Origin of the sequence: Arthrobacter pullicola, assembly GCF_014836875.1 — a bacterium.
GTDB classification, from domain to species: domain Bacteria; phylum Actinomycetota; class Actinomycetes; order Actinomycetales; family Micrococcaceae; genus Arthrobacter_B; species Arthrobacter_B pullicola.
This window is the reverse complement of sequence record NZ_JACSQC010000003.1, coordinates 242727-259035: the sequence shown is the minus strand read 5'-3', so window position 1 is coordinate 259035 and position 16309 is coordinate 242727. Positions and strand designations below refer to the sequence as shown.

General features: G+C 63.5%; 17 protein-coding genes. 8 read left to right on the top strand and 9 right to left on the bottom strand.

What is annotated here, in order from left to right:
* Positions 1 to 4 precede the first annotated feature (4 nt).
* Positions 5 to 412: a DUF3054 domain-containing protein gene (locus H9638_RS07450; protein ID WP_191746573.1), complete on the top strand. Its 408-nt coding sequence runs from the start codon at positions 5 to 7 to the stop codon at positions 410 to 412.
* Between the two features lie 36 nt (positions 413 to 448).
* Positions 449 to 730, top strand: coding sequence for an Lrp/AsnC family transcriptional regulator (locus H9638_RS07445; RefSeq protein WP_191746572.1), 282 nt, complete (start codon positions 449 to 451; stop codon positions 728 to 730).
* Between the two features lie 162 nt (positions 731 to 892).
* On the opposite strand, the gene trpD is transcribed toward H9638_RS07445, so the two are convergent.
* Complete coding sequence (gene trpD, locus H9638_RS07440; RefSeq protein WP_191746571.1) at positions 893 to 1939, bottom strand: anthranilate phosphoribosyltransferase; 1047 nt, start codon at positions 1937 to 1939, stop codon at positions 893 to 895.
* Positions 1940 to 2098: 159 nt separating this feature from the next.
* Between trpD and ctaE the strand changes: the two genes are divergently transcribed.
* The 4 genes from ctaE (at position 2099) to qcrB (ending at position 6410) form a co-directional block, all read left to right on the top strand.
* Positions 2099 to 2737 (top strand): aa3-type cytochrome oxidase subunit III, encoded by a 639-nt coding sequence (ctaE, locus tag H9638_RS07435; protein WP_191746570.1) that lies wholly within the window; start codon positions 2099 to 2101, stop codon positions 2735 to 2737.
* Positions 2738 to 2816: 79 nt separating this feature from the next.
* A complete protein-coding gene (gene qcrC / locus H9638_RS07430; RefSeq protein WP_191746569.1) occupies positions 2817 to 3602 on the top strand; it encodes a cytochrome bc1 complex diheme cytochrome c subunit in 786 nt (261 codons plus the stop codon).
* Between the two features lie 85 nt (positions 3603 to 3687).
* Positions 3688 to 4713, top strand: coding sequence for a cytochrome bc1 complex Rieske iron-sulfur subunit (gene qcrA / locus H9638_RS07425; protein WP_066297703.1), 1026 nt, complete (start codon positions 3688 to 3690; stop codon positions 4711 to 4713).
* Positions 4714 to 4715: 2 nt separating this feature from the next.
* Complete coding sequence (qcrB, locus tag H9638_RS07420; RefSeq protein ID WP_191746568.1) at positions 4716 to 6410, top strand: cytochrome bc1 complex cytochrome b subunit; 1695 nt, start codon at positions 4716 to 4718, stop codon at positions 6408 to 6410.
* Positions 6411 to 6503: 93 nt separating this feature from the next.
* On the opposite strand, the gene H9638_RS07415 is transcribed toward qcrB, so the two are convergent.
* The 7 genes from H9638_RS07415 to H9638_RS07385 all read right to left on the bottom strand — a co-directional run bounded on the left by H9638_RS07415 (position 6504) and on the right by H9638_RS07385 (position 13204).
* Positions 6504 to 7061 carry a hypothetical protein gene (locus tag H9638_RS07415; RefSeq protein ID WP_191746567.1) on the bottom strand — a complete coding sequence of 186 codons (558 nt, stop codon included), beginning with the start codon at positions 7059 to 7061 and terminating at the stop codon, positions 6504 to 6506.
* Between the two features lie 22 nt (positions 7062 to 7083).
* Positions 7084 to 7878 carry a GntR family transcriptional regulator gene (locus tag H9638_RS07410; RefSeq protein WP_318241828.1) on the bottom strand — a complete coding sequence of 265 codons (795 nt, stop codon included), beginning with the start codon at positions 7876 to 7878 and terminating at the stop codon, positions 7084 to 7086.
* 208 nt (positions 7879 to 8086) lie between these two features.
* On the bottom strand, positions 8087 to 8488 hold the full coding sequence (locus tag H9638_RS07405; RefSeq protein ID WP_191746566.1) for a cytochrome c oxidase subunit 4: 402 nt from the start codon (positions 8486 to 8488) through the stop codon (positions 8087 to 8089).
* A complete protein-coding gene (gene ctaD / locus H9638_RS07400) occupies positions 8485 to 10212 on the bottom strand; it encodes an aa3-type cytochrome oxidase subunit I (protein WP_191746565.1) in 1728 nt (575 codons plus the stop codon). The genes H9638_RS07405 and ctaD overlap by 4 nt, the downstream gene beginning before the upstream one ends.
* Positions 10213 to 10230: 18 nt before the next feature.
* Complete coding sequence (ctaC, locus tag H9638_RS07395) at positions 10231 to 11076, bottom strand: aa3-type cytochrome oxidase subunit II (RefSeq protein WP_191746564.1); 846 nt, start codon at positions 11074 to 11076, stop codon at positions 10231 to 10233.
* A gap of 183 nt (positions 11077 to 11259) precedes the next feature.
* The gene (locus H9638_RS07390; protein ID WP_191746563.1) at positions 11260 to 11652 is read right to left on the bottom strand and encodes a HesB/IscA family protein; all 393 of its coding nucleotides are present in this window, start codon (positions 11650 to 11652) and stop codon (positions 11260 to 11262) included.
* A gap of 145 nt (positions 11653 to 11797) precedes the next feature.
* On the bottom strand, positions 11798 to 13204 hold the full coding sequence (locus H9638_RS07385) for a dipeptidase (RefSeq protein ID WP_191746562.1): 1407 nt from the start codon (positions 13202 to 13204) through the stop codon (positions 11798 to 11800).
* Positions 13205 to 13338: 134 nt separating this feature from the next.
* Here H9638_RS07385 and H9638_RS07380 point away from each other — a divergent pair, with 134 nt between their 5' ends.
* Positions 13339 to 13947, top strand: a complete 609-nt coding sequence (locus H9638_RS07380) for a DUF3043 domain-containing protein (RefSeq protein WP_191746561.1) — start codon at positions 13339 to 13341, stop codon at positions 13945 to 13947.
* Positions 13948 to 14080: 133 nt separating this feature from the next.
* On the opposite strand, the gene H9638_RS07375 is transcribed toward H9638_RS07380, so the two are convergent.
* Positions 14081 to 15157: a quinone-dependent dihydroorotate dehydrogenase gene (locus H9638_RS07375; protein ID WP_191746560.1), complete on the bottom strand. Its 1077-nt coding sequence runs from the start codon at positions 15155 to 15157 to the stop codon at positions 14081 to 14083.
* Positions 15158 to 15248: 91 nt separating this feature from the next.
* Between H9638_RS07375 and H9638_RS07370 the strand changes: the two genes are divergently transcribed.
* The gene (locus tag H9638_RS07370) at positions 15249 to 16292 is read left to right on the top strand and encodes an alpha/beta hydrolase (protein ID WP_191746559.1); all 1044 of its coding nucleotides are present in this window, start codon (positions 15249 to 15251) and stop codon (positions 16290 to 16292) included.
* Positions 16293 to 16309 lie beyond the last annotated feature (17 nt).

The window sequence follows — 16309 nt, the reverse complement described above, 5'->3', positions numbered from 1 at the left end:
CCCTGTGAAGACCCCGCTCTCCCGTTTCTGGCCCGCGTTCCTGGCCGCCGACGTCGTACTCATCATTACCTTCGCCGCACTCGGCCGGGACACGCATGCCCACGGGCTGGACCCGGCCGGCGTGCTGCTCACGGCCTCACCGTTCATCGCCGCCTGCCTGGGCGGCTGGCTCGCGCTGCGTGCCTGGCGCCGTCCGGCGGCGCTGTGGCCCACCGGCGTCTGTCTTTGGCTGGTGACAGCGGGCGCCGGACTAGCCATCCGAAGCCTTGCCGGAGGCGGAACCGCCCTGAGCTTCCAGCTGGTGACTTTCGGCGTGCTGGCAGCCTTCCTCCTGCTTCCCCGCGCGGTCTGCTCCGCCGTTACGCGCGGGCGCGCCCGCCGGGATTCCACTAGGCTCAAGGACAGGGCCTGACACTCCGCGCCCTGCAGCACCTTCGAAAGGCAATCCATGATCACCGCTTTCGTCCTCATTCAGACCGATTCCGCCCGGATCCCCGAATGCGCCGAGGAAATCTCCGAAATCGAGGGCATCAGCGAGGTCTACTCCGTCACGGGTGAGTGGGACCTCATCGCCGTCGCGCGCGTCCGCCGCCACGAGGACCTTGCCGACACGATCGCCAACCGGCTTTCAAAGGTCTCCGGCGTGATCGGCACCACTACCCAGATCGCCTTCCGGGCTTACTCCAAACACGACCTTGACGCCGCTTTTTCACTCGGGTTCGACAGCTAGTTAGGCTGGCAAAACAGATAGTTCGCCAGCCTAACGCAGCACCAGCTACAACGTTTGGATAACGAACTTTGCTGTGATCCACGCCAAAACGGGCACAAAAAAGAGGCAGGCCACCGTGGCCTGCCTCTTTTTTCGGCATCTGGAACGCCGGAGTCCGCAGGACTACTGCGTAACCTCCACCCACCGGTCCAGCGCAGCCCGCGCCTGTCCGCTGTCCACTGACTCCTCAGCACGCCGCAGGGCTGCACTGAGGCGCTCCGGCAGCGTGCCGTGGGCGGAAGTATCCAGGGCCACCAGCGCGGCCGCCGCGTTCAGCAGCACCGCGTCCCGTACCGGACCCTTGTCTCCGGCGAGGACGCTTAGTACGACGGCGGCGTTGGCCGCGGCGTTGCCCCCGCGCAGATCGTCCAGCGTAGCCCTGCTGATCCCGATATCCAGGGGATCCACCACGGAGCGCTCCACGGTGCCGTTACGCACCTCCCAGACAGTGGAGGGACCCGTCGTCGTCAGTTCATCCAGGCCGTCTCCGCCGCGGAACACCAGCGCCCGGACACCCCGGGCTGCCAGCACTCCGGCGATAAGCGGCGCAAGGCGCTCGTCGGCAACGCCAATCGCGGATGCGGACGGGCGCGAAGGATTGGTCAGCGGTCCCATGAAGTTAAAGGCGGTGGGTACGCCCATGTCGCGCCGGGCGACGGCAGCGAAGCGCATCGACGGGTGGAACACCTGGGCGAAGCAGAACGTGATTCCCGCCTCCACGGCGGCTTCCGCAACGCGCTCCACCGGTAGATCCAGGCGGACACCCAGGGCTTCAATGACATCGGCGGAACCGGAGGACGACGACGCCGCGCGGTTGCCATGCTTAACCACCTTGGCCCCGGCGCCGGCACACACGAGGGCAGCCATCGACGAAATGTTCACGGTGTTGTGGCGGTCTCCGCCGGTTCCAACGATGTCCAGTGTTTCGCCGGGAATGGAGATGGGCCGGGCGTTCTCCAGCATCGCCTCGACCAGGCCGGTGAGCTCTTCAACACTTTCGCCCTTGGCCCGCAGGGACACCAGGAACCCGGCGATCTGGGCGTCCGTCGCCTCTCCGGCCATGATCGTGTTCATGGCCCACCAGGTCTGTTCGGTACTCAGGTCCTCTCCCGCAATGAGAGCGTTGATCAGCGTCGGCCAGGTGTGCTTGGAACTCGGAAACGTACTCACACAACCTAGGTTATCTACGAATTGTAGAAAATGCTGATTTGTTTCCGGAGCGTCAGTTCCGCGCCGTTATTGGGAAGCGGGCGGTTTGGGAACGAATCGGACTCGCCGTTCGTGCCGTTCTGTTGGTGAAGTGGGGAGTTTTGCGGCCATAATGTCTATGTGACAACAGCGACCCATGCCCCCAGTACCCCGGCTCACCCCACGCTGAACCGCCCCAATATGGTCTCCGTAGGGACCGTGGTGTGGCTCTCGAGCGAGCTCATGTTCTTTGCTGCGCTGTTTGCGATGTACTTCACTCTCCGCTCCACCTCGGGCGAGATGTGGGAGATCGAAACAGCCAAGCTGAACGTGCCCTTCGCCTTCGTGAACACGGTGATCCTTGTTTCCAGCTCCTTTAGCTGCCAGTTCGGTGTCTTTGCCGCCGAGCGGCTCCAGCCGCGCCGTACCGGCGGCTTCTTCCAGATCGCACGTTGGGGAATGGTCGAGTGGTTCTTCCTGACCTTCCTCCTCGGAGCAATCTTCGTTGCCGTACAGGCATACGAGTACGCCGAGCTTGTGTCCCACGGCATCTCGCTCTCCTCGAACGCGTACGGATCCTCCTTCTACATCACCACCGGCTTCCACGGCCTGCACGTGGCCGGCGGCCTGATCGCCTTCCTGTTCATCATCGGACGTGCCTACGCCGCCAAGCGGTTCGGCCACTTCGAGGCAACCTCGGCGATCGTGACGTCCTACTACTGGCACTTCGTTGACGTGGTCTGGATTGCCCTCTTCGTCATCATCTACTTCCTCAAGTAGCCCGCCAGCTGGGCATCACCACACCAAGATCCAAAGTGGCACGAGCAACCAAAAGACCACACAAGTTAGGAACCACTAAGTGAAGGCACTATCGCAAAGGCGACGTCACCCCTTGGCAGCAGTAGTACTGCTGCTGCTGGGCCTCATCGTTACCGGTGGCATCTATGCAGCCGCCAGCGGAGCGAACGAGGCACAGGCCGCCACTACCTACACTGCCGATGATGTGCAGCAGGGCGAGAAGCTTTTCATTGCCAACTGCGCAACCTGCCACGGCATGGAGTCCACCGGAACCGAGAACGGACCCTCCCTTGTAGGCGTCGGTGCGGCATCGGTCGACTTCCAGGTCGGCACCGGCCGTATGCCGATGGCTATGCAGGGCCCGCAGGCCCAGCAGAAGCCGGCGCAGTTCAACGAGGACCAGACCGCGCAGCTGGCTGCTTATGTAGCCTCCCTCGGCGCAGGTCCCTCCGTTCCTGAAGAGCAGTACCTGGAGACCACCGGCGACGCAGCTGCCGGCGGCGAGCTGTTCCGGGTCAACTGCGCCATGTGCCACAACGCAGCAGGCGCCGGCGGCGCCCTGACCCGCGGCAAGTTCGCCCCTGCCCTTGAAGGCGTCAGCGAAGAGCACATCTACGAGGCCATGGTCACCGGCCCGCAGAACATGCCCGTCTTCTCCGATGCCAACATCTCCCCCGAGGAGAAGCAGGACATCATCACCTTCCTGAAGACCGTCGAAGCCAACGGCTCTCCCGGTGGCGCCGAACTCGGTTCACTCGGTCCGGTTTCCGAAGGCCTGTTCATCTGGACGGCCGGACTTGGCCTGATCATTGCTTTCACCATCTGGTTGACCTCCCGGTCTTCCTAACCATCGCCGCGCTCACCCCACGGGGTGACATCACAGTTACACATAGGTCTACTAATGCAGTTTCAAGAGAAGGATGAGGGGGATCATGGGCGACCATAGTCACGGCAGTCCGAACACCTCGGGCACCGTTGCTACGGCTGGCCAGGGCGTAGAAGGGGAATTCCAGAATCCTGGACTTCCCCCGCACCGTCCTCGCCTGGCCGACACGGATCCCCGGGCAGAGAAGCGCGCCGAAAAGCAGGTGGCGATTCTCTTCGCCATCTCGGTCATCGGAACGCTGCTCTTTTTCTACGCGTATTTCTTTATCCGGCTGGACGAGACCATCGGCACCCTGCGGGTGCAGAACCTCTTCCTCGGTCTCGGCACCGCATTCGCGATGCTTGGCATCGGCGTCGGTATCGTGCATTGGGCCAAGACCCTCATGCCGGACCACGAAGTCATTGAGGAACGCCACGAGGTCCGTCCGGAGGAAGACCGCGTTGTCGCCGAAAAGATGATCGGCGACATCATCGAGGAGACCGGGATCAAGCGCCGCCCGCTCATCCGCAACACCCTCCTGGGTGCGGTGGCACTGGCACCGCTTCCCGCCATCGCAATGTTCCGCGACCTGGGTCCGCTTCCGGGCGACGTCCTGCGTCACACCATGTGGGACAACGGCGTGCGCCTGACCCGCGATCCGAGCGGCACCCCGATCAAGGCATCGGATGTCACCCTTGGTTCCGCGTTCCACGTGATCCCCGAAGGCCTGAACGACGCCGAGCACAAGCTGGAGGAGAAGGCCAAGGCTGTTGTCCTGCTGATGCGCCTGGATCCTTCCAAGCTCAACCCCTCCCCCGGCCGTGAAGACTGGTCGGTGGACGGCATTGTCGCCTACTCGAAGATCTGCACGCACGTTGGCTGCCCGGTTGCCCTGTACGAGCAGCACACGCACCACCTGCTTTGCCCGTGCCACCAGTCCACGTTCGACCTGACGCAGGAATGCGCGGTCATCTTCGGACCGGCCGTCCGGCCGCTGCCTCAGCTGCCGATCGCCGTTGACGATGAGGGCTACCTCATCGCGACCAGCGACTTCACCGAACCCGTTGGACCGAGCTACTGGGAGCGTGGCTGATCATGACTGCTACCTCTGCAACCAGCACGTACGAGCCGAAGACGAAGCTCGGACGTATCACCAACTTCGTGGATTCCCGCGTCAGCGGATCCATGATGGTCAAGGAGTTCGGCCGCAAGGTCTTTCCTGACCACTGGTCCTTTATGTTCGGCGAAGTGGCGCTCTACACCTTCGTCATCCTGCTTCTCTCCGGAACGTTCCTGACGTTCTTCTTCGATCCGTCGATGGCGGAAACCCACTACAACGGCAGTTATGTGCCGCTCAAGGGTGTGGAGATGTCCGTGGCGTACGCCTCGTCGCTGGACATTTCCTTCGATATCCGCGGCGGCCTCTTCATGCGCCAGGTACACCACTGGTCGGCCCTGCTGTTCGTGGCATCGGTCTCCGTCCACATGCTGCGCGTGTTCTTCACCGGCGCGTTCCGCAAGCCCCGTGAGCTCAACTGGGTTGTCGGCGGCGTACTGCTGATCCTGGCCCTCGCTGCCGGCTTCACCGGTTACTCCCTGCCGGATGATCTGCTGTCCGGCAACGGCCTGCGCATCATTGACGGCGTCATCAAGGCAGTCCCCGTCGTTGGCACCTACATCAGCTTCTTCCTCTTCGGCGGAGAGTTCCCCGGTACTGCTGTGATCGGCCGCCTGTATGTGCTGCACATCCTGCTGGTTCCGGCGCTCATCCTGCTGATGATTGCCATCCACCTGTTTATGGTCGTTATCCACAAGCACACCCAGTGGCGCGGCCCGGGACGCACCAACAACAACGTTGTCGGCTTCCCTGTCGGACCTGTCTACGCAGCCAAGGCCGGTGGATTCTTCTTCATCGTCTTCGGCATCGTGGCGTTCATCTCCGCGGTGTTTACGGTCAACCCGATCTGGAACTATGGTCCCTACGACCCCTCCCCCGTTTCGGCAGGCACCCAGCCTGACTGGTACATCGGCTGGGTCGACGGTGCACTGCGCCTGATGCCGGGCTGGCTGTTCGGCTTCCCGTTCGAATGGAACATTCCGTTCCCCTGGGGCGTCAACACGCTGTCCCTGAACGTGCTCCTGCCGGCGCTGGTTCCTGCGGGCATCGTCTTCACGCTGCTCTTCACGTGGCCGTGGATCGAAGCCTGGGTCACCAAGGACAAGCGAATCCACAACCTGCTTGACCGTCCGCGCAACGCGCCGACCCGCACCGCCATCGGCGTTGCCGGCGTTATCTTCTACTGCGTTATGTGGGCTGCTGCCAGCTCCGACCTCGTCGCCACGCACTTCCATGTGTCGCTGAACGATGTCACCTACTGGCTGCGCTTCCTGTTCTTCTTCGGCCCGATCATCGGCTTCATCGTGACCCGCCGCATCGCCCTGGCGCTGCAGCGCAAGGACCGCGAAATCGTCCTGCACGGCGTGGAAAGCGGACGCATTGTCCGCCTTCCGCACGGTGAGTACATCGAGGTCCACGAACCGGTCGACGAGTTCAAGCGCTACAAGCTGGTTGCTTTCGACTCGCCCCAGGTCCTGCCGGCCCAGCCGGATGCCAAGGGCAAGGTGAGCCGCTCGGAGAAGCGCCGCGGCGCCGTCTCCCGGTTCTTCTTCGAGGACCGTGTCGCTCCGGTGACGCCGGCTGAACTTGAAGCCGCACACCATCACGAAGCGCCTGCCGAAGTTGAGGCAAGCGAAGAGGACCAGGCTTCCGCTTCCATCGAGAAGCACTAGCCTTTCCCCACAAAAAGCTCCCGGCCAGCATTGCTGGCCGGGAGCTTTTTTGCGTCCGGGATTCCACAGCGGCTGCGCACAGCTGTGAAAGGCCTAAAGCTCGAAGGGCTCCCGGGACGGCAGAGGATGCTTCCGCTCGGGGTGGTCCAAACCGTCGTACGGGGCAGCCCCGATGCTCAGTTTCGTGAAATCCAGCCGGGATTCCCGGATGACCACCTGGATGCCCCTCACCGCCAGCTTGACGTCCGGAACCAGGCACAGGATGTTCAGCTTGTAGGGACCGAAGGCGGTTTCCTCCACCGATCCGAGGCCCCGCCAGGAGAAGTAAGTCCCGATGGCGGTCGCCGCCTTATGTTCGAGGTACCGGTCCCGTTCGGTGCCCTCACGGGACTTCAGCCGGTACTGGGCGATCACCCAGTGCTGTTCCTCTTCCGGGATCTCGGCATAGCCCTCGGCTGCCGCCGCTTCGCCAAATTTCGCCAGCAGGGCCGCGGCGGCATCGGCGTCAACGTCTTCGCGGACAGCTACTGTGCCTTCGTGCCCCACCCTCCCCTTCGTCGTCATGAACGATCCGTCCTCGGGCTCGTAGACGGCTTCCTTGAACAACATCCCGCGGGGCGGGTCCTGCTTGTACATCCTCAGGATCTCCATTCGGCGATCCCTCCATTCTTTGTCAGGTCGCCTGGTGGCGTCCGGGGTGGTAACTGCGCGGTGTCCGGATGCCGGGGCGCTGGAGAGGCACCCAGAGCTTGTACCGGTCGGCACGGTAATAGGAAACGGAATAGTCCACCATGGAGCGTGATACGTACGCATGGCGCTGGATCTTCAGCAGCGGGGCGCCAAGCTCAACGTTGAGCAGGCGGGCAATGGAGGCTGAGGCGGCGGTTGCTTCAATGGTGTCCTCACCCCATTCAATGACCATCCCGTACCGCTCGCTGAGTACCCGGTAGAGCGAGGTGGGCGGCTCTTCGTCGAGCATGCCCGGCACCTGCCACGCAGGGATGAAATTTTCGTCGACGCTCATGGGCTCGCCGTCGGCGAGCAGCTGGCGGCGGAAACGCACCACGGGCTGTCCCGGGTCGATCTGCAGCTCCCGTGCCACCAGATGCGAGGCTGGGACTTGTTCAAAGGTCAGTACGCGCGCGTCAGGAACCATACCGCGGCGGTGCATTTCCTCGCTGTAGGACGTCAGTTTGATCTGCAGGTCGAGCTTTGGCCGTGCCACGAACGTGCCCACGCCCACAACGCGTTCCAGGACCTCGTCTGCAACGAGTGCATCGATGGCCTGGCGGATGGTCATCCGGGCCACACCGAAGTGGCTGGAAAGTTCCCTTTCCGACGGCAGGGCTGCCCCTGCCGGTGCATGCTGGTCCACGAAGCGGCGGAGAATGCTCTCCAGCTGTCGGTGTTTTGGGACGCCGGAGGCGGCGTCAATGGATTCGGGAAAGTCCCGCAGGGCCCTCGCAATCACAAGAGGACCTGGGCAGGGGCGGACACGGCAAACATTCGGAGGGAACCCCCTGTAGAGGATAATGCGGCACTGTCTTTAGGATACCGCCAGGCAGGAACCCCTCAGCGCATCCGGTGCCCCGGTCAAAACGCGGCCGGCGAAGCAAAAAGGGAGGATCCGCAGTGCGGATCCTCCCCTTAGCTGAAGCTAACCAGCGGCAGACGCCCTAGTGGGCGTGGCTCCCGCGGCTGTACTCGAAAACCCAGCCGATGAGGGCAATGACGGCAAGGCCTGCACCGATGTAGAAGACCCACCAGCCGACTGCCAGGCCGAGGAAACCGGCTGCGCAGGCGGTAGCCAGGACCAGGGGCCACCAGCTCCACGGGCTGAAGAAGCCCTGCTCGCCGGAGCCTTCGTGGATTTCCGCATCCAGCCGGTCCTCCGGCCGCATGCCGATCCGGCGTGCGGTGAAGGCCAGGTAGTAGCCCACCATCAGGGACATGCCGGCCGTCAGGAAGAGCGCCAGGAAACCAACCGGTTCCATCCACTCCACGAGGTAGCCGTACACGACGCCTACCAGGAGGAAGAACGGAGCCATCAGCAGGAAGAGCTTGGACTCGATTTTCACTTTGCGGCCTCCTGGCGGTCAGCGGAACCGTAGACCTTGCCCGGCGCGGACTCGTTCGTCACGGTCTGCTGAAGTTCCGGGTGGTGCAGGTCCAGTGCCGGACGCTCCGAACGGATACGCGGCAGTGACGTGAAGTTGTGACGCGGCGGCGGGCAGGACGTAGCCCACTCGAGCGAGGCGCCGAAGCCCCAGGGATCATCAACTTCGACCTTCTTGCCATGGCGCCAGGTGATGTACACGTTCCAGAAGAACGGAATCAGCGAGGCACCCAGGACGAAGGAGGCGATGGTGGAGAACTGGTTCATAGCGGTGAAGTTGTCTTCCACCAGGTAGTCCGCGTAACGGCGCGGCATGCCGATGACACCCAGCCAGTGCTGGATCATGAACGTGCCGTGGAAGCCCAGGAACAGCAGCCAGAAGTGGATCTTGCCGAGGCGTTCGTTGAGCATCTTGCCGGTCCACTTCGGCCACCAGAAGTAGAAGCCGGCGAACATCGCGAAGACGACGGTTCCGAAGACAACGTAGTGGAAGTGGGCGACCACGAAGTACGTATCCGAGACGTGGAAGTCCAGCGGCGGGGAGGAGAGGATGATGCCGGTCAGTCCACCGAACAGGAAGGTGATCAGGAAGCCGATGCTCCAGAGCATGGGAGTCTCGAACGTAATCGATCCCCGCCACATCGTGCCGATCCAGTTGAAGAACTTCACACCTGTTGGTACCGCAATCAGCATCGTCATGAAGGCGAAGAACGGAAGCAGGACGCCGCCGGTGACGTACATGTGGTGTGCCCACACGGTCACGGACAGAGCTGCGATGGCAATGGTGGCGTATACCAGGCCCTTGTAGCCGAAGATCGGCTTGCGGCTGAAGACCGGGAAGATCTCCGAAACGATACCGAAGAACGGCAGCGCGATGATGTACACCTCAGGGTGCCCGAAGAACCAGAACAGGTGCTGCCAGAGGATGGCACCGCCGTTCTCCGGATCAAATATATGAGCACCGAAACGGCGGTCAGCGCCGAGGGCGAACAGTGCGGCCGCCAGCGGCGGGAAGGCCATCAGGATCAGGATGGCCGTGACCAGGGTGTTCCAGGTGAAGATCGGCATCCGCCACATGGTCATGCCCGGGGCACGCATGCAGATGATCGTGGTGATGAAGTTGACGCCGCCCAGGATGGTGCCGAAGCCGGAGAGCGCGAGGCCGAAGACCCAGAGGTCACCGCCCACACCTGGCGAGAACGTTGTATTCGACAACGGTGCGTAGGCAAACCAGCCGAAGGACGCTGCGCCCTGCGGGGTGATGAAGCCGGAGACTGCGATGACGCTGCCAAAGAGGAAGAACCAGAAGGCAAGGGCATTGAGCCGCGGGAACGCGACGTCGGGTGCACCGATCTGCAACGGCATGATGACGTTGGCGAACCCGGCGAACAGCGGGGTGGCGAACATCAGCAGCATCACCGTGCCGTGCATGGTGAACAGCTGGTTGTACTGCTCCTTGGTCTGCAGGATCTGCATACCGGGTTCAAACAGCTCGGCACGGATGACCAGGGCCATCACGCCGCCGAGGCAGAAGAAAATGAATGAGGCGATCAGGTACATGTACCCGATGGTCTTGTGGTCAGTGGAGGTGATCCAGTTGACGACGATGCGTCCCTTGGAGACCGGCACAACGCGCGGGGTGACCTGCGTGCGTGATTCCTCCGAAGTGTATTCCAGGGTAGTCATTGCTTTCCTCCTACCTCCTTACTTCGTCGGATTCAGGTTGGTGTTGCGGTCGTACTCCGCACCCAGCTGGCCATCATTGAGGGTGGCCAGGTAGGCCTCGTACTCGGCCTCGGAAACAACCTTCACGTTGAAGAGCATCTCGGAGTGGTACTCGCCGCAGAGCTCAGCGCACTTTCCTTCGAAGGTGCCTTCCTGCTGCGGGGTAAGAGTGATGTAGTTGGTGCGGCCCGGGATCATGTCCTTCTTCTGCAGGAACGCGGGGACCCAGAAGGAGTGGATGACGTCGCGGGCGTTCAGCTGCAGTTCAACCGACTTGTTCACCGGCAGGTACAGGGTCGGCATCTCTGATTCGGCCTTCTCCTGGCCGTCGAGGTTGACCTGGACTCCGCTGTAGTACTTGTCTTCGTTGACATAGTTGAAGTCCCAAGACCACTGCTTACCGCGGACATCGACGACGACGTCCGGGTTGTCATCGCGGGCCTCAAGTGCCCGGATGTCCTGGTCGGTGAAGAAGAACAGCACCAGGACCATGAACAGCGGGATGGCCGTGTAGAAGATTTCCAGCGGGAGGTTGTAGCTCAGCTGGCGGGGGTAGCCCGTCTCACCCTTGCGGCGCCGGTAAGCGATGATGCACCAGAGGAGCAGGCCCCAGGTGAGGATACCAACGGCCAGAGCTGCGATCCATGAATTGACCCAGAGGTCCATGATGCGGCCGGTGTGGTTGGTCGTGTCGTGTTCCGTGGGCAACCAGCCCCTTTGGACATCCGACGAACATCCCGATAAAAACAACGCGCCGGCCGACGTTACGGCTGAGATCTTTAAGATCCTGGCGCGTCGGCTGCTGGTTCGGTCCTGCGAACTCACAGACGGCCCTTCCTCTTGTTACGTGCAAGTGCGGCACAGCGGACATAAAAAAACCCCCAGCTGCGCACGATCAGTTTTACTACTACGTGTAGAGCTTACCCCGGACGCGGTGCTGTCCAGTGACAGACGGCACCGCGTGCCGGGCAGAATACCCTCTATTACGGTCCGGGGACCGTGCTGGGCCTAGTGGAAGGAGTCTCCACAGGCACAGGAGCCACCGGCGTTGGGATTGTCGATGGTGAAGCCCTGCTTGGAAATGGTGTCCTCGAAATCAATGGAGGCCCCGGACAGGTACGGCACGCTCATCTTGTCGACAATGACTTCGACACCGTCGAAATCGCGTACTGCATCCCCGTCCAGCACCCGCTCATCGAAGTAGAGCTGGTAGATCAGGCCCGAGCAGCCGCCCGGCTGTACGGCCACACGCAGGCGAAGGTCAGTGCGGCCCTCCTGCTCCAGGAGGGAACGAACTTTGCCGGCTGCCACGTCGGACAGCGCTACGTCATGGATCGGCAGTTCTGCTTCCGCTTCCGTCCCGCTCAGGCCGGCGGCATTCTCACTCGTGGAAGTACTCATTGCTTCTCTCTTTCCGTCCGGGCACCCGGCCTGCCGGCAGTAACGTCCGAATGTCGATCATTCGTGGGCCGTCATTCTTGAAACTGCGGGACCGGGAGCCAGTTCACTCCATGGTACGTCGGGGTACCCCCGGTCCCGTAACCGTCTAGGGGGTTTCCTGTATTCCCAGGCGCGCCAAGAGGAGCGCCTCCGCGAGGATGGCGTTCTCGAAGTCCGCGAGGTTCAGGGATTCATTGGCCGAGTGCGCGCGGGAGTCCGGATCTTCAACCCCGGTTATCAGGATCTGCGCTGCCGGAAAGACCTCAACAAGGTCAGCGATGAACGGGATGGACCCTCCGACGCCCATTTCCACGGGGGCAGTGCCCCACGCTGTTTCCAGCGCCCAGAGCGCGGTCTGCGCAGCAGGGGCAGAGGTGTCAGTGGCGAAAGCGTTGCCGCTCTCCCCCGGCGTGAAGATCACTTCGGCCCCAAACGGCCGGTGCGCCTCGAGATGCCTGGCCATGGCATCCATGGCTGCCGCCGGGTCCTGTCCCGGAGCCAGCCGGACGCTGAACTTCGCCTTCGCGGCCGGCTGGATCGTGTTGGAGGCCATCGCCACGGACGGCACATCGATACCGATGATCGAAAGGGCAGGCTTGGTCCACAGGCGCGAGGCGATGGTGCCGCTGCCCGCCAGCCGCACCGAGTCCAGGACCGAGGAGTCTTCACGGAAATCCCGCTCCGGGTAGTCCACCCCGGAGTCATCGAAACCGGTGAGGCCGTCGATTGCCAGGTTGCCCTGGTCATCATGGAAGGTGCTGATCAGCCTGGCCAGCAGGGTCGGAGCATCCAGCACCGGCCCCCCAAACATGCCGGAGTGGACCGCGTGGCCAAGGACACGCACTTCGAATGTACCGTCCACCAGTCCGCGCAGGCTGGTGGTCAGGGCAGGGGTGCCGACCTTCCAGTTCCCTGAATCCGCGACGACGATCACATCCGCCTGCAGCAGGTCCCGGTGTGTTTCGAGGAAGTTCCGGAAGGTGGGCGACCCCGCTTCCTCCTCCCCCTCGATGAAGAAGGTGATCCCCACGCCTGAATCAGCGCCAAGGACATCGTCGAGGGCACGGAGCGCGCCCACGTGCACCAGGATCCCGGCTTTGTCGTCCGCGGCGCCGCGTCCGTACAGCCGGCCGTTGCGTTCCGTTGCGGTGAACGGCTCGGTCTCCCACAGCTCCGGGTCGCCGGGCGGCTGTACGTCATGGTGCGCGTAGAGCAGGACCGTCGGCTTGCCCTCCTGGGCAGGGCGGCGGGCAACGACGGCGGGGCCGCCGGGCTTTCCGTCCTGCTCCCCCCGAAGGATCTGCACGTCGCGGAGTCCGGCGCCGCGGAGCAGTTCCGCCACGGCCTCAGCGGAATGGTCCAGGTGCACCGGATCGAAGGAATCCCAGGCGATGCCGGGGATGGCCACAAGGCTGGTCAGGTCTTCCAGGGTGCGGGGGAAGGCTGCCGCTACGCTGGCGCGCAGCGCCGCTTCGTCCGGCAGGGCGCTGGAGGATTCGGGTGTAGAAGTCATAGGGCAAACCCTACAACCGAGCCTGCTGCTCCCCCATGTCCGGGCTGATCAGGGGCGGGCAGCTCCCGTTCCAGGCGTGAACCGCGCCGCGTGCGCACACCCGCACGCGGCGCGGTTCAGGGTATCCTTGATGAGTGTTCGGACGAAAGAAAGAAGCGCCCACCGCGCAGGAAACTGTGGACCTGGCAGCCTCGGCCCAAGCGGAAGAGGCGCGGAGAGCTGCTTCCCCGTCTGCTGGCAAGGGAGCTCCCACACCGCGCCGCAAGGACCAGGTGGCAGCCCGGCAGCGCCCGCTGGTGCCCAATGACCGCAAGGCGGCACGCGATTCGAACCGTGCTGCCATGCGCGAAGAGCGCCTGAAGACCCGCGCGGCTCTCGACACCGGTGACGAGCGCTACCTGCCGCTGCGTGACAAGGGGCCGAACCGCAGGTTCGTCCGCGACGTCGTGGATGCCCGCTGGAATGTTGGCGAGTTCGTGATGATCGCCGCCGCCGTCTTCGTGGTGGCCAGCTTCATCCAGAACCTCGCAGTTCAGAGCTTTATCCTGATGGCTTTCTGGGTCCTGATTCTCCTCGTCATTGCTGACAGCATCCGGATCCGGTTCGTCCTGCGGCGCCGGCTCACGGAGAAATTCGGTTCCCCGAACCAGGGCGATGTCTGGTATGGCGTCTCCCGGGCACTGCAGCTGCGCCGCTTCCGCCTGCCGAAGCCGCAGGTACGCCGCGGCGACAAAATCTCCTAACACCTGATCCCTGTCCGGCGGCAACGGAGCGCCGGCATTTCAATAAAGCCCCAAAAGGGAGGGACCGCACCGCGGTCCCTCCCTTTTATCTGCCTGCTCAAAGCCCGGACGGTGTTGCCGCCGACGGCAGTGGTTAGCTCTTTCCCTGCCGCAGCCGGCGCAGCTGCCGGTTGATCCTGGCGGCCCAGAACGGCCCCTCATAGAGGAAGGCGGTGTAGCCCTGGACCAGGTTCGCCCCGGCGTCGAGGCGCTGCTGCACGTCGTTTCCGGATTCCACGCCGCCAACGGAAATGATGACCGGCCCCTCCCCCAGTGCGGCACGCAGGCGGCGGAGCACCTGCAGCGACCGTTCCTTCAGGGGGGCGCCGCTGAGCCCGCCCACACCGGCGGCGATGACGGTTTCCGGGTCCGTGACCAGGCCGTCGCGCCGCACAGTGGTATTGGTGGCGACCACACCGTCGAGCTTCAGGTCCAGGGCCAGCCGCGCGACGTCGTCAATATCTTCATCCGTAAGGTCCGGGGCGATCTTGACCAGCAGCGGAACGTGCCGGCCGGCAGCTTCGTCTGCAGTCCGGCCCACGCTGGACAGCAGGGGCCGCAGCGAATCGATGTTCTGCAGCTGGCGAAGGCCGGGGGTGTTGGGGGAACTGACGTTCACCACCAGATAGTCCGCGTCAGCGGCAAGCAGCCTGGTACTGGCGAGATAGTCCTCAACGGCATCGGCGAGATCCACCTTCTTGGTCTTGCCAATGTTGACCCCCACGATGGGCCGGCTGCGGCCCCAGCGCCGGTGCAGTCCGTCCACAGCCTTCCGGATCCGGGGGGCCACCGCAGCAGCGCCGTCGTTGTTGAAGCCCATCCGGTTGATCACCGCACGGTCCTCGACCAGGCGGAACAAACGGGGCTTGGCGTTGCCCGGCTGGGCCTGCGCCGTGACGGTGCCAATCTCCACATGGCCAAACCCAAGGTTGCTCAGCGCCACAATGGCAGCGCCTTCCTTGTCGAAGCCGGCGGCGACGCCGAAGGGTGAGGGGAAGGACAGGCCAAGTGCTTCGGTGGCAAGTTCCGGGGCGGGCCGCATGAGTGCCCGCATAACCGGTGCCGCCGGTGTGCAGGCCGCTGCACGGATCATTTGGTAGCCGAATTTGTGGGCTTTTTCTGGGTCCATGCCGGAGAAGACAATCCGGAAGAACGTGGGGTAGACGCGCATGGTTTAATGCTTCCATTCCGCGTCCCCGGGACCAAATCCGTGGCCGCCCGGCACCCGCCGATGACGCTGTGCCGTGCAGTAACCTCGGTGTATGGGGCAAAACTGGCAACCTGACAGACTCGGCGACGGCTACCGTTACCTCACACTCGACCTCGGCGAAGACGACGAAGGACCGGTTGTGGCCACCCTGGTCTCCTATACCGCCGAACCCCCTCCCCCGCCGTCGTTCATGGGCAGGCTCCGGTCCGCGCTCTCCCGGACTCCGGCCCCGGTGGTACCGGAGCCTGTTCACGCCGTCATTTATATCCACGGCTGGACGGACTATTTCTTCCAGACCGAACTGGCCACTTTCTGGGCTGACCGCGGCGTGGTGTTCTATGCCCTGGACCTGCGTAAATATGGGCGCAGCCTGCGCCCGGGCCAGTCGGAGGGCTTCATTACGGACCTGGCTGACTACGACGCCGATATTGAAGCGGCGCTGGCAGCGGCAGCGGAGGATATCCGTACGGTCCGCGGCGGGGATACGCCGGTGCGGATATCCTTAATGGCTCATTCCACCGGAGGCCTGGTGGCGTCGCTGTGGGCCCACCGGAACCCGGGCCGGATCGAAACACTCATCCTGAACAGTCCGTGGCTGGAGCTGCGGGGCTCGTCCCTGGCGCGGAATGCCGCCGCCGGCATTTTGGAGCCGCTGGCCAGGACCCGGCCGAAGACCAGGCTCAAGATCCCGGAGCTGGACTTTTACTGGCGGAGCGTCAGCGCCGAGGCTGACGGCGAATGGGAGCTCCACCCGGAATGGAAACCACGGGGAAGCTGGCCGGTCCGGGCCGGATGGGTCACCGCGGTGCTGGCAGGCCATGCCCAGGTGGCCCGCGGGCTCGACATCACGGCCCCGATCCTGCTGATGGCCTCCGCCCGGTCCACCATCGGGGCAACCTGGAATGAGTCGATGATGACTTCGGACAGTGTCCTTGACGTCACCCTGATGGTCCAGCGGGGTCTGTTACTGGGACCCGGCGTTACGGTACTGCGCTTTGACGGAGCGCTGCATGACATCCTGCTATCCGCCAAGCCGGTCCGCCGGCGGGTCTACAGCCAGCTGGACCGGTGGTCCTCCGCGTACCTGCTGAACTGACAGTTCTGGTGGCACCG